The sequence below is a fragment of the Roseibium sp. genome (assembly GCF_965229775.1).
Taxonomy (GTDB): Bacteria; Pseudomonadota; Alphaproteobacteria; order Rhizobiales; family Stappiaceae; genus Roseibium.
On the sequence record NZ_OZ245929.1, the window covers coordinates 400,544 to 413,252 of the forward strand.

At 59.5% G+C, this 12,709-nt stretch carries 8 protein-coding genes; 1 reads left to right on the top strand and 7 read right to left on the bottom strand.

The window, feature by feature from the left end; genetic code table 11:
- Positions 1–225: 225 nt before the first annotated feature.
- The gene (gene galE, locus ACO07N_RS01750) at positions 226–1,257 is read left to right on the top strand and encodes a UDP-glucose 4-epimerase GalE (protein ID WP_421979369.1); all 1,032 of its coding nucleotides are present in this window, start codon (positions 226–228) and stop codon (positions 1,255–1,257) included.
- Positions 1,258–1,336: 79 nt separating this feature from the next.
- Here the strand turns inward: galE and ACO07N_RS01755 are convergent, their stop codons facing one another.
- The 7 genes from ACO07N_RS01755 to ACO07N_RS01785 form a co-directional block, all read right to left on the bottom strand.
- A complete protein-coding gene (locus ACO07N_RS01755) occupies positions 1,337–2,155 on the bottom strand; it encodes a glycoside hydrolase family 16 protein (RefSeq protein ID WP_421979370.1) in 819 nt (272 codons plus the stop codon).
- Positions 2,156–2,157: 2 nt separating this feature from the next.
- Positions 2,158–3,501 (bottom strand): polysaccharide pyruvyl transferase family protein, encoded by a 1,344-nt coding sequence (locus ACO07N_RS01760; protein WP_421979371.1) that lies wholly within the window; start codon positions 3,499–3,501, stop codon positions 2,158–2,160.
- 43 nt (positions 3,502–3,544) lie between these two features.
- A complete protein-coding gene (locus ACO07N_RS01765) occupies positions 3,545–6,346 on the bottom strand; it encodes a glycosyltransferase (protein ID WP_421979372.1) in 2,802 nt (933 codons plus the stop codon).
- 4 nt (positions 6,347–6,350) lie between these two features.
- The gene (locus ACO07N_RS01770; RefSeq protein WP_421979373.1) at positions 6,351–7,880 is read right to left on the bottom strand and encodes a DUF6212 domain-containing protein; all 1,530 of its coding nucleotides are present in this window, start codon (positions 7,878–7,880) and stop codon (positions 6,351–6,353) included.
- Positions 7,881–8,324: 444 nt separating this feature from the next.
- Positions 8,325–9,677, bottom strand: coding sequence for a glycosyltransferase family 4 protein (locus ACO07N_RS01775; RefSeq protein ID WP_421979374.1), 1,353 nt, complete (start codon positions 9,675–9,677; stop codon positions 8,325–8,327).
- Complete coding sequence (locus ACO07N_RS01780) at positions 9,674–11,938, bottom strand: glycosyltransferase family 2 protein (protein WP_421979375.1); 2,265 nt, start codon at positions 11,936–11,938, stop codon at positions 9,674–9,676. The genes ACO07N_RS01775 and ACO07N_RS01780 overlap by 4 nt, the downstream gene beginning before the upstream one ends.
- Positions 11,939–11,943: 5 nt before the next feature.
- Positions 11,944–12,708 carry a hypothetical protein gene (locus tag ACO07N_RS01785; RefSeq protein WP_421979376.1) on the bottom strand — a complete coding sequence of 255 codons (765 nt, stop codon included), beginning with the start codon at positions 12,706–12,708 and terminating at the stop codon, positions 11,944–11,946.
- Position 12,709 lies beyond the last annotated feature (1 nt).

The following is a 12,709-nucleotide window of genomic DNA, read 5'->3' on the forward strand; positions in this document are numbered from 1 at the left end:
TGCGCCATGATTTTTCGCGGTCAAAGCTGCCTGGTCTCCGAAACAGCGAACAGAACAACCATGTCGAACTGCGGCAATCAAACACACAGATTAAAACGATGAAATTAAGTATAAAATTGAAGCATTTAAATATTTAATCGCCACATTTTAGACAAAGGATCGATTTTAAAAAACTTTCATCAGTTTTAGGGTATATAACTGATTCAGTGACGATACGGGGGTCATATGACAGTACTCATCACCGGCGGCGCCGGCTACATTGGTTCGCACTGCTGCGTCGCGTTTCTTGAGGCCGGTTACGACATTGTCGTTGTTGATAATTTGTCAAATGCCAGCGATGTAAGCCTGCAGCGGATCGAAGCGATCACGGGCCGCAAGGTCCCCTGCGAGATCGCCGACATTCGCGATCAGGCTAAACTTGAAGAAATACTTGAGAAACACAAGTGCAACGCCGTGGTTCACTTTGCCGGTCTCAAGGCGGTCGGCGAGTCCACCAAGATGCCGCTGGCGTATTACGAAAACAATGTGGTCGGTACCCACCGGCTGCTTTCGGCGATGGCGAATGCCGGTGTTAAGCAGCTGATTTTCTCCTCATCCGCGACGGTCTATGGCGAGCCACAGTTTCTACCGTTGACGGAGGATCACCCCACAAGCGCCGTCAACCCGTATGGCCGCACCAAGCTCATGATCGAGGAAATGCTTGGAGATGTCGCCGCCAGCGATCCGGCCTGGCGCTTCGGTATCCTGCGCTATTTCAATCCGGTCGGTGCACATCTCAGCGGCCAGATCGGTGAAAACCCGCTTGGTATTCCGAACAACCTCATGCCGTTCATCACCCAGGTCGCAGACGGCCGACGCGAGCAGCTGTCCGTGTTCGGCAACGACTACGACACGCGAGATGGCACGGGCGTGCGCGACTACATCCACGTGACCGACCTTGTCGAGGGACATCTGCGCGCGCATGAAGTCCTGGCGTCCGGTGCCGCGCCGTCGAACTGTTTTGCCGTCAACCTCGGCACCGGCAACGGCTACAGCGTGTTGGAGATGGTGCGCGCGTTCGAGCGCGCCTCAAACAAGGAAATACGATATACGTTCGCCCCCCGCCGCGATGGCGATGTCGCGGAGTGCTACGCCAACACGGAGCTGGCTGAAAAGGTGCTCGACTGGAAGGCGGAACGCGATCTCGACGCCATGTGCCGCGACACGTGGAACTGGGTCTGCAAGAACCCGCGCGGATACGAGACACCCGCAAGCTGAAAGACGGGCACTGCAATTGATCGCAGCGAAGTGGAGAACTTCGCTGCGGCATCCCGCCTTCGCAAGTGAATTCGAGCTGCTACGCAGCGAAATCCTGGTAGACGCGCACGTTCCGGATCGTCGTGGCGGCACCTTCGACATCACCGTCGTTCTTACCGGCAAACGGAGCCACGGCGTTGCTGAACAGCAGCATGGCAGGCGTATGGGCAAACCTGTTTTCAACGTCGAAGACATCGACGTCGTCGACGAAGAAACGGAATTCGTCTTTGGTCCAGAGCATCGCATAGCGATGGAATGACTGATCCAGCTGCGCCTCCGTACGATAGGTTGCCGCCAGGACGATCTTTTCCGGTTTCCAGCGCCGCGCGGAAACCTGAACGATGTTCGGGTACTTGACCTCGGCTATGTCGAGCTCGAACTGCGTGTCGCCCTGCTTGGACCTGTCGGACACCATCCAGAACGCATTGTTGACCCCCGCTTCGCTCGCAATGCGCATCTCGCATTCGAAATAGCCGTAGGTTTGGCGGAAGGAACGCGTCCGGATGTATCCGCCGGTGAACGGCCGTTTCGGATCGTTCTGATGGCCCAGTTCCAGATCGAGCTCGCCGTCCTCGACCAGGACGTTGCGCGGATAGCGCATGGTCAGGTGCTTGTGACCGCCGCGCTTCAGGGACTCCCACGTCGATTGAAACGCGACAGGATCATCGAACTCATCCTCGAACGTGAGCTGCCAGTCGCCCCCGGCCCGCGCAAGCGGCGCGGGCAACGGGCCACCGGAGAACGCGACCGCCGCTCTGGGCAGGGCCGGAGCGGTCAGCGCCGCGACGCCGCCCGCCGCCGCTTTCAGAAAGCGGCGGCGATCCGGAACATGGAGCTCCCGCGCTTCGGCCATCCTCATTGTCAGCTCGCCAGCTTCGCCTTGGGCTCGGGAGTTCTGACTTCGCGAAGCGCGAGTTCCAGTTTCCAGGCCCTGTCGCGCAAGGTCTGGATCTCTCCCGTCATGTAGCCGACTTCGTCCTGGAACCACTCCGTCACTTCGCCCAGGTTCTGGTCCGTCTGCACCAGATTGGGTTTTTCGAGCGCCTTTTTCGGCGGCGCGGCAACAGGTTGGACCAGCACGTGGTTCAGGCCGTTTTCCGTCAGGAAGCGGTGATACTCCGCATAGTTCAGCCGGTAGACGTGCTGCACCTTCGAGAAGTCTGCCTTCTCGAAAATGTTCTCCAGATTGATCGGCATGTAGTCTTCGACTTCGACCGAGGGAATGGCGAACAGCGTCGAGAGTTCCCGGATCCGGGAATCGTAGGTGAAGAAGACTGCCGGGATACCCTGGTGAAGTCCGATGACGTTGCCGTGCAGCCTGAAACCGACGAGGACGTCGACATTCTTCTTCGCATCGGCCGCCCATTCATCGACGTCGAAAAAGGCCTGCATGCGATCGCTGACGAGCGTCTCCACATCCTTGTCACCCTGAAGGCTGTATTTTTCCAGGATGGAGCGGATGTGTTTCTGCTTGGCCTCGCCCTGCTCGAAGATGGCAAGCGTTTCCTCGCGCTCGCCCTGCGAGTAGAGACGGTTTTCGGACCGCTTGGCGACGGCCTGGATCAGGGCGCGTTGCATCCGGTTCGTCTTGGTCGCGTTCGATGCATAATCCGCCGACAGATACCTGTTGAGCGTCAGTCCGACACGTGCATTGGCAGGGTCGATCGGTTTGATTTCGATCGAGGGACGCAGGTTCCTGTAGAAACTCGGGCAGCCGATGATCCTGATATTCTTGATGCCGATGTCGTTGAAGACCTCGGCGCTGTAGACGCCGCGCACGCCGATCGTCTCGCATTTGTCGGCGATGATTTTCCAGGCTTCCACGCTACCTTTCGGCAGTTCCAGCTTCTTGTATTTCGCGGCCTGTGCACCGACGCCGATCGGTACGATCGGCCCCTTGAGTTTCTTCAACAGGGGGACGACATTGCCGATATCGACCGTTTCGGTGAGGTAATTGGAACCCCGGATCACGGTCGCGTCGTAGTCCTCCTTCGGCCAGAGTTTCTCGTCGCCCGCATGAGCGAACTGAAGGTTCTTGATCTGGTCATAGGCGAGCGCCTTGAGCATGGCGTCGTAAACGAGCACGTCGCCCGTGTTGATGCCGCCGCGCGCAAAGGCCGAAAGCGGATCATCGATTTTCAGGAATGCCGATTTGTTGCCTGGCTTGACGGCTGCGCCGCCATTTAAAACGAAGAGCTTTTTCATGCGATCTGCACCTTCCAGTGTTCGGGCCAAATGCGCCCTTCAGTTATTGCGCGGAGGATTGACGGACTGAGTTTTGCCATACGGCGTCATCGCCACCGTCTTTCCGGACGTCAGTTGTCTCGCTTGTCGTCTCGGACTGCGGCAAGGCGACCTTTGTGCGCCGGATGCTTTGAAAGCGTTCCGGGAACCAGGTGTGCAGCTGCCTCAGGAATGGCTGCAGGCTCTTGTCCCAGTTCCGGTCGGCCGCCCGCTGAGCGGCACGCGCCGAAAGCCCGTTCAGCACCTGCGGAGACTTGGCAATGGCTTCCAGAGCGACCGTCAGGTCATGCGTGACCACGCCGTCATCGGTCGACCGCAACAGGATCCCGTCCTTCTTGTGATCGATCAGCTCCGATACGGCACCGACATTGGTGGCAATCGGCACACAGCCGAGACGCTGCGCCTCGATGATGGTCAGAGGAGCTCCTTCCCAGCGGGACGGGAGTACGAAGACATCCGCCCAGGCAAGCAGCTTGCTGAGAAGACGGCTGTCGTAGACCGGAGGTTCAACGCGAATGCCCACATCGGCAAACCGTTGTCTCCACGAACCACCCGCGCCGCTGTCCATGACATCGGATCCGACGATCCGCCAATCGATCGCGACACCGCGTCTCTTCAGCGTGCGGGCGGCTGCGTAGATGCGTTCAATTCCCTTCTGACGATCCAGTCGTCCCAGGAAGAGCGCCTTGAGCGGGCCTTCATGAACCTGGGTTCTGGCAGACGTCAGCCGCGCCACGTCTTCGCTCGAAAGCGGGTAGCCTGCAGCGTTTGGAATGTGCAGCAGCTTCGCGCTCGGCACGCCCATTCCGTGCAGCCATTCGGCCATGTCGCGCGAGCAGGTCAGGACGCTGTCGTAGATATGCTCATAGGCAAGCGCCAGGTACGGATGCCCCGCCGCACGGCCCATCTCCGAGGAATCGAGCACGTGAATGTAGTTGACGATCTTCACACCGCGGCGCCGCAGTTCGCCGAAGACGGCATTGGCAGGTGCCAGCTGATTGTTGACGACGACGTCGAGGCCGGACAGGAAACCGATGATTTCCCGGGCTTTGGCATTCTCGTCGTGTCCCATCAGGATATCGTGTCCGGAGAACATGTTCGGACCGCCCCAAAGCGGGTAGTCGTCGGCCAGAAAATTGATGCTGTCGAACAGACCGTCATTATCCGGTATCCGGTGGTAGACCGGTTGCCCGAACACGAACAGATGCACTTCGCATCCCGCTTTCTTCAGAACGTGGGCGGCTGCGTAGGCGACCTTTTCGACGCCGCCGAAAGTGGCGATCGGCAACAGCAGGCCGACACGCAGCGGCCCGTCCTCGGTGGTCAGGCGCGGCATCAGGGGCGAGGCGCCGAGCGAGTGCCGCAGCAACTCGTGATACTTGCTTCGGTCCGGGAAATAGGCGGATCTCCAGATCCATCTCTTGTTCGGACCGTTCCGGTAGCCGGAATCCCGCAGCGCACCGAGCGTTGCCAGAAGAGAGTTCGTCGCGGACAGCGCCGTTCCCTGAATATCGTCGGCGGAGAACGGACCCCGGACGACGATCTCGGCAATCTTCGGAGACGGTTGGGTCTTTCTGAGGGTGCGCACCCAGTCGTCCGACTTGTCTTCGACGCATTGCTGCACGATTCCGAGCGAACACATCCAGCCGAGTGGCCGTTTCGTGAGTTCCCGGCCCTCCCCGAGCGTTGCGACTTCCACGCCCAGCCTGTCCTTGTCGCTTTCGAACCGGATGGCGACGAAGTTGTGCGACTGCGACAGGCGTTCTCCGAGCCACAACACGTTGTGCAGCAGCCCGAATCCGTTGAGGGCATCGCGATGCGCCGGTGACATCCAGAGCCAGAAAGGCGGAACGCCGAACGTCTCCGGCTCCGTGCGTGCGGCCCAGAACATCTTGACGAATTCCTCGAACCCGCGCCTGTCGTGCTCGACAACCGGGTCGGTGAACATTTCGACAAGAAAGGAATCCGTCCCGAAGGACACAAAGCGAGGTGTTTCCTCGTGTTCCCAGCGCAGAAGCGTGTCGGCGGAGAACAGCTTTTTGTGCTTGGTTCTGATGTATCCGAGAATGCTCTCCCGCGTCCTGTTGGAATCGCGAAGCATGCTTTCGGCGCGTTGGCGGTATTCAAAACCGAAAAACGGGTGATTGGCGCCCTTGAAGCCAAGCGAAATCGCCTGCAGCCAGAACTCCCAGTCCTCGAAGCCTGATTTCATGGTTTCGTCGAACCGCACGCCGGCATCCAGGATGTTCCGGGAAACAAGGCTGCCGGCTTCGCAGATATTGTCGAAAACGACGTGCAGGAGCCTGGAATACTGGGCGGTGTAGTTGCCGTTCCATTCGATCCCGAACTTGTCGATATTCGGATAGATCCAGTCTATCCCCTTGTTTGCCCGCATGTAGTCCAGAAGGACCCGCATGGCCGTCGGGGTGATGCGATTGTCAGCGTCCAGGAAGTAGACCGCCTCAAGGTCGCTGAAGGTGCGAAGCGCAAAATCGATGCCGTAGTTTCGTGCTGAACTCAGGCCGCCATTCGGCTTTCGCAGATAGTAGACATTCTCATGCGCCAGCGCGTAGGCCTGACCGACCTGCGCCGTCTCGGGATAGGGGCAGCCGTCATCGACGATCACCACCGCGATGTTGAAGGGCGCCTCCTGGCACAGGGCCGAATCCACCGCCTCCGTCAAGAGCACCGAATGCTTGTAGACCGGGATCAGAATCGCGATTGTCGCAGAGGGTTTTTCGGACCCACCGAACTGTGCATACCGCACATTCGGATGATCCTGTTCTTTTACCGTTTGACGCAACATCCGGTTATCCGCTCACGACTGCGCGGAAATTCGTGAATTTCGCCCATGCGAAATCATTGCTGCCCTGTTCGCTCATCCGTGTGGCGAAATAAACGTTCTGCCAGGCGCCGACCTGTTCGCTGGCAAAGGCGCTCAAATGAGCGCTTTCGCCGAACGAAACGGTTTTCCAGCCCGAGTAGGCCTCACCCACCGTTTGCTCCCTTTCCTCGCGGAAAAGAGCGCGCGCCGCATCAAGGTTGCCGGCCACGGCGATCGCGAAATCGATGTCGGCAGCCCTGCTGTTGTCGATGAAGGCCTTCGCCGACATGCGGATGATCTGAGGCGGACACGCTGCGGGAAGCTCACCGATCGTCATGCCTTCGGCGGGCGGATGACAGCCGATCGCCCGTTCCGCGGGCAGCGGCATGATCGCCTCGAAATCGAATGTGACTTCGTCGGAATTTGCAAGGCTCGCATGTTCCAGGATGCCTGGGGCAATCGGCAGGTCCCGGAAGCCTTCGCCCTGCGAGAGCTGCTGGGACTGAGCGGGAATGTAGTTGGCGGACGACGGCATGGAGACGCCGGGAATGCCGCCCCAGACCTGCAGCGCCAGACTGTTTTTCAGAACCGGCATGCCGTTGGAGGCGTCCCGCACCTGGAACATTTCGATCGGCTGCAGGCTGCCGAGCGAAAGACGCGGGGTGTCCTCGTCCGCTTCTTCGATCTGAAGCCTGAACTCCAGCGTCCTGTTAAGACCGGCGGTCGACTTCGAAAGTCCGAAAATGTTCCATCCGCTGGCCAGATCGCCGCTGGAAATCTGCCAGCTGTCGACAATGCGCAGGTCTTCGAGCGTGACCAGTTGCGCCCGCAGTTTGAGATCCTGGCGCAGGCCGAGCTGATCCACATGCACCGAGACGCCGCTGACCCCGGAACTCGGGACAGGCAGGATCTGGCTGATCCCGTCCTGGGACGCGCTTGCAAGCACGTTTGCGTTGAGCGGGTTCTCGGCGGGTTCGTTGCTGAAGACAAGATCGAGGGGTTGCAGGCCGTTCCTGTTCAGGAAGGATTCGATCGCTGCGAACCTGTTCTGAAGGTCGTCATTCATGCTCCGGAGCGTTCTCAGCTCCCGGTTCGACAGGACGAGCCGTCTGGCCGCCGATTTCACATGCTCCGTGACCAGCGCAAGGATCGATGAAATCGCTTCATTTTCCTGGCCCCGGCTCCAGCTGACGACCGAGGGCAGCTGAACGACACCCTGCCTCTGAAGCCATTTGAAGAGACTGTCGACATCCGATGAGGTGCCCGGCTCGGCCAGAACGGCGAACGCCATGGTCGGCGCCTCGATCACCTGGAACACCGCGCCGTTCTGATCGGAGAACAGGACCTGGCCATCCGAGATGCCCTCGAACCAGACCGTTTGCACCGCACCCAAAAGCGCGTTTGGCAACTCTTGCCGTCCGACGCCGACCACCATCAGGGTCAGATCCTTGAGGAGCCTTTCCTCGATTGCCGGTTTCTCAACTGGAAATGCCTCTTGCGTGGCTACGACTGTCATTAGAGCCCCCAAATTTCACACATTACGGGCATTTTTTCCAAAAAGGCCCACACTCGATCACCAAGTACAGTATCAGAAATTTGCGTCAGTTTATGACAATAATGCGGCGCAGCATAGTAAAATTACTGTTTTTTTATGTATTTAATTAGTTTTAGGAAATTTTTATTGAATTTACTTCTGAAATAATTTGATTATTATTCAGAAAGTAATTTGAAATTAGAAATAATATTTGATTTTACGACTCAGATTGCAACCTTTCACTCAACGTCTGGTACGATATTGCAACCGCGCGAACCAATGCGATTGCAACAACACGGAAGTTGTGCGGCGCAGCAAAATTGCGTGTGCCTGGACGGTGCTGACCAGCACACTGAAGGAAATCACCGGCGGACGGAGAGGCCCTCCAGTCGTCCCGATCGCCCGTCCGTTCTCCTGCAGATACTCCTATGCACTTTGTTGCAAATCGCCGGTAATCGCCGGTGCGCCTTTGTGGCGGCCGGCAAGGACCGAGCGGTAGAAACTCAGGTGTTCCCGTGCGCAGTCCCGGTAGCTTTTCGGCTCCATGATCCCCGCCCGAAGCGAATTCCAAAGATCCTTGTTCTGCAGCACCTCGGTCATCTTGTCGGCAAGGTCCTCGGGACTGCCCGTAAGGAAATGCAGTCCGTCGACACCGTCCTTCACCTTCTCGGCCATGCCTCCGATGCCACTGCAGATCACCGGCCGCCCATGATGGAACGCTTCCTGAATGATGACGGGTGAATTCTCCCACCAGACGGAGGGCAGCAGAACCCAGTCGGCCTGGCGCATCAGGGACGGCATATCCCTGTTCTGATAAGCGCCCGCGAAGCGGACACGGCCTTCCGTTTTTTCGATCAGGCCGGCGATCTTTTCTCGGAACGCTTCCGGCTGTCTTTCCAGGTTACCGCCGAAAATGGTCAGCGACGCATCATCATTCCAGATGCTGTCCGGGATGCGCTGAACCGCATCCAGCAGGATGTCGACCCCCTTGTAGGGCGTCATCTGACCGAAGAACGCGAAACGCGAACGTCGGTCGCCGGCATCCCTGAGCCGTCTGGGGTCCGCCTTTTCGGGAACGTTCAGACCGTTTTCGATCACCGAAATCCGCTCGCCGGGTAGACCCCACTGTTCATATCTTTCGGCAAGAAACCGGCTGGGCGCGATAAAGCCGTCAGCGAGGCCGAACAGCGACTGGACGAATTGCTTTCGGCGCAGAAACTCGCCGGGCGAAATCTCGGGAAAGCATCCGTGGCAGGCAATGGGAGACGACATCCGGCAAAGCGCATGCGTGCCCGTCTTCACCATCTGGCCGTGATGATGGCAGATCGCCAGGAACTCATGCAGCGTCACGATGATGGCAGCGTTCGGAAGCGCGCTCCGCACGACATGCAGGGCCTCCAGACCAAGCCCGATAAAATGATGAAAATGAACCACGTCCGGATTGAGCGAGCGAACGAAGCGGCGCAGATCGGTCTGGAGATCGCCGGTGTTTCGGTTCGAAATGAGGAAGTGATCGTATTCGTCCGCGTGATAGAGCAACTCATCTTCCGCGTCCGCCACGCCCATCAGTGCTGACCGGCCGTGCCGCGGATAGTCGTCGCCGACCCGCGCAAGAAAGAACGACTGCGATCCCGTTGCCGATTTCAGACCAAGATGAAGATTGTAGGAGGCGACCTCGGCACCACCGAGGGACAACACCGGATGGCCATGGGAAATGACGAGAACGCGCACGGTTTCGTCGGCGGCTGCGTCCTGCTTTGCCGGGGTCGTGCCGGTCATTGCGAACCCTCCTTCATCGCGCCAAGCCTGTTGCTCCACACGTGGTCGAACTGTTTCCTGTCGTGCTGCCCGACAAGCTTGTGCCAGAGGCGCTCGCTTCCCTGGCCGTTTTCCGGGTGTACCATCTCCACCTGCGGCACCCATAAGGATTTCAGCCCGGCGGCCCGCAGTTTCAGGGTCGCGTCCAGTCCCTTCTCGTCCGTCCCGAGGTAGGCCCGGGCAAAGCCTCCGGACGCCAGGAACGCGGATTTCGGCAACACGCAACAGTCGAACGTGGCGGCCACGACTTCGGTGACCTCGGCCCCCATGAGCGTGCGGCGCGGGTAGCCGACATAGTGCTGCTTCAGGGCGTGCGCGCCATCTTCCCTTTCGATCCAGGTTCCGGCCCAGCGGATCGTATCGTCTTCGTAGAGCACGGTCGGTGTCACCAGACAGCCTTCGTCCTGCTTTCGGAATTCCGCCACCAGCGTGTCCAGCCACCCGGAAACAAGCGGCACTACGCCGGAGCCGAGACAGGCAACCGTTTCGGAAGGCGCGGCCTGAAGGCCCGCCTGGATCGCATCGAGCGTGTCTTCGATCCTGTTGGCCCGCACGACCCTCAAGGAAAGGTCGTAAAACGACGCCAGACGCGCAATTTCCTGAAACTGTTCGTCTATCGCGTTCGCGGCCGCACAGACGACAATCGGTGTTCCCCTGAGGAATGGATCAAGTGCGAGCACCGGCAAAAGCGTCCGCAGCCTGTCGATCGAACCGTCGGATCCGATCACGATGGACCTTGGTGGCGTCTCCGGGATTGCACCGATGTCCCTTACGTCCTCGACAGTCGGCTCCGCGTGCGAGGCCGCACCGAGCAAGGGAAGGAACTGACGCTCGATGATATCGGTTGACGAGGCAATCGTCGGATCAAGCCCGGCAACGAGACGGCGAAGTGCGGACCGCAACGATGTGCGTCCGAGGGCAATTGGCGCATAGGCCGACCGCCCGTCTCTGAGAACCACCTCAAGATACGGCTTGCCTTCGGAACAGCCGCCCAATTCGGGAACGAATGCGAGAAATCCGTGACGATTGCTTCCGGTCGCCGCGCCCACGAAGGGCGACAGGTCCTCAAAGGTCTCGCTGACATCGGGCCTGTTCTGCGTGGTCCAGATCTTGTCCAGCCTTGATGAACGTTCGCCGGCGCGCAGATGCACGGCTTCGGCATGATCTTCGGGGTTCAGAAGCCAACCGGAAATCACGATGTTGCCGCAATGCGTCGCGGCGCAAAAATCGACACCGATCCGCACGGGCACATCGAGCTCGCTGACCGTTTCCCGCCCGTCGAATCTTCGCGATGCCTGCTCAAGTTTGTCGCGGGCTCCACCGGATACATTGAGACGCGGCAGAAGGGCCCTCAGATGGCCGGGCAGCGCCCGCGCCTGTGAGACCGTGCCCCGTTCGTGCACCTCGACCTTGCTCCAGCCGCCGCGGCCTCGATAGAACAGGCTCCGGATCGCGGAGGCGCCGACATCGTTCACATTCTCCAGGATCCCTGCAAATCCGGGTGCCTTGCCACCCGTGTCCTTTCTTTCGAACAGGCAAGAGGAGAGATCGGCAACACGCAGCGACCCGTCGAATACAAACACCCGGTTGCGGCCCAACGGAGGGTCCTTCGACCAGCCCTGAATGTAGAAGTCGCCCTCGTCGAACTGTCCGAGCATTTCGACATAGCCGTCCCTGCGCGCGACATGCATGACCAGCTTTGCCGCGACCGCCTGGTTCTTCACCTCCGAATTCGCGGCAATCAGCGCATCGATCAAGGCTTCGACGACACTTGCCTCCTTCTGCGAAACGGCGTTGCCGACAAGACCGACGAAAACATCGAAGGCGACCGGGCCGAATTTGATCGCATAAGGATGGGAATGCCCCTTGCTGCGGATCGACACCCTTTCAAGCCTGGGCACCGCCACGGAATCGAGAGACAGGATCGCGACGAAGGGTGCACGTGAACCGTCCCGGTTCGATTTCTGCGAAAGCGATACGATCGTGCAGGGAACCGTGGTCTTGGGATCCTCGTTGAGCACGGCCTGGAGGTTGCGCGCAAAGTTTTCTCCAACGCCTGCAAGCAGGATCGTGTCGCGGTCAACCGCCGTGCACAGGACACTGCGGCCGTCAGCCGGCACAACCGCATCGGGCCAATCCGACCGCTCGCCCTTCAGCTTCCTGTGCTCGGCAGATGCGTCGGAGAGCCTCTTTGCGCCTTCAAGCGTGACAACCGGCTCCATTCTCGTCAGCTCCACAAACCGCCGGCGGCGGCAAAGACCATCCCGCCGACGAACCCGACCAATATGGCGAGCAGCAGCATGTGCACCTTGAGGCTGTTGCGGCTGCGGTCGGCAAGGGCCGTCAGACGATCATCAAAACTCTTCAGCGTGGTATCGAAGCGCAGCAGAAAAACCTCGAGTTCCTTGACGCGCTGTGCCAGATCACCCTGCCCGTTTTTCAGGATCGCGAGCGCCTCGCCAAGCTCACCTTCGGTCGATGCGAGTGTGTCGATCCGGCTGGTCGTTTCCTTCAGGAGCGCCGTCGCGTCCCGTTGTCCGAGCGCGCTCTGCCCCTGGATGGCAATCACCCGGTCCAGCTTTTTCATAACGATCGAGAGCGGCAGCGCTATGGCTGCTTCTGCGGCGCGTTCTTCAGCGCTCGGGCGCGGCAGCTGGATCTGCACCCCATCCCGCGGGGATTCGGCGATCACCGACAGCCCGTCCGGCGCCGATGCGGCCGCCTGCGGAAGCTGCAGGTCGAACGCATAGGCACCATCGCCGATGCCGTTGCGCTGCAGATCGATGCGTTTGGTATCCGCCAGCTTGCTCATCACGCGGTTGCCGTCGTGAAGAACATGTATCGTCATGCGGTCATCCGGATTGGCGGCATCCCAGGCCCACCCGAGAAGACGCCCGTCTTCGAACGCATCGACGCGGCCCTGAATCTTCGGGATTTCGCCCTTGTCCTCGTCCGTGACTTCGGTTTTTTCTTCCAGTTTTGCTGCGGTCATG

Coding starts and splice junctions, on each gene's coding strand:
- ACO07N_RS01765 (WP_421979372.1), bottom strand. CDS start 6,346: ATGTTGCGTCAAACGGTAAAAGAACAGGATCATCCGAATGTGCGGTAT.
- ACO07N_RS01760 (WP_421979371.1), bottom strand. CDS start 3,501: ATGAAAAAGCTCTTCGTTTTAAATGGCGGCGCAGCCGTCAAGCCAGGC.
- ACO07N_RS01770 (WP_421979373.1), bottom strand. CDS start 7,880: ATGACAGTCGTAGCCACGCAAGAGGCATTTCCAGTTGAGAAACCGGCA.
- ACO07N_RS01780 (WP_421979375.1), bottom strand. CDS start 11,938: ATGGAGCCGGTTGTCACGCTTGAAGGCGCAAAGAGGCTCTCCGACGCA.
- galE (WP_421979369.1), top strand. CDS start 226: ATGACAGTACTCATCACCGGCGGCGCCGGCTACATTGGTTCGCACTGC.
- ACO07N_RS01755 (WP_421979370.1), bottom strand. CDS start 2,155: ATGAGGATGGCCGAAGCGCGGGAGCTCCATGTTCCGGATCGCCGCCGC.
- ACO07N_RS01775 (WP_421979374.1), bottom strand. CDS start 9,677: ATGACCGGCACGACCCCGGCAAAGCAGGACGCAGCCGCCGACGAAACC.
- ACO07N_RS01785 (WP_421979376.1), bottom strand. CDS start 12,708: ATGACCGCAGCAAAACTGGAAGAAAAAACCGAAGTCACGGACGAGGAC.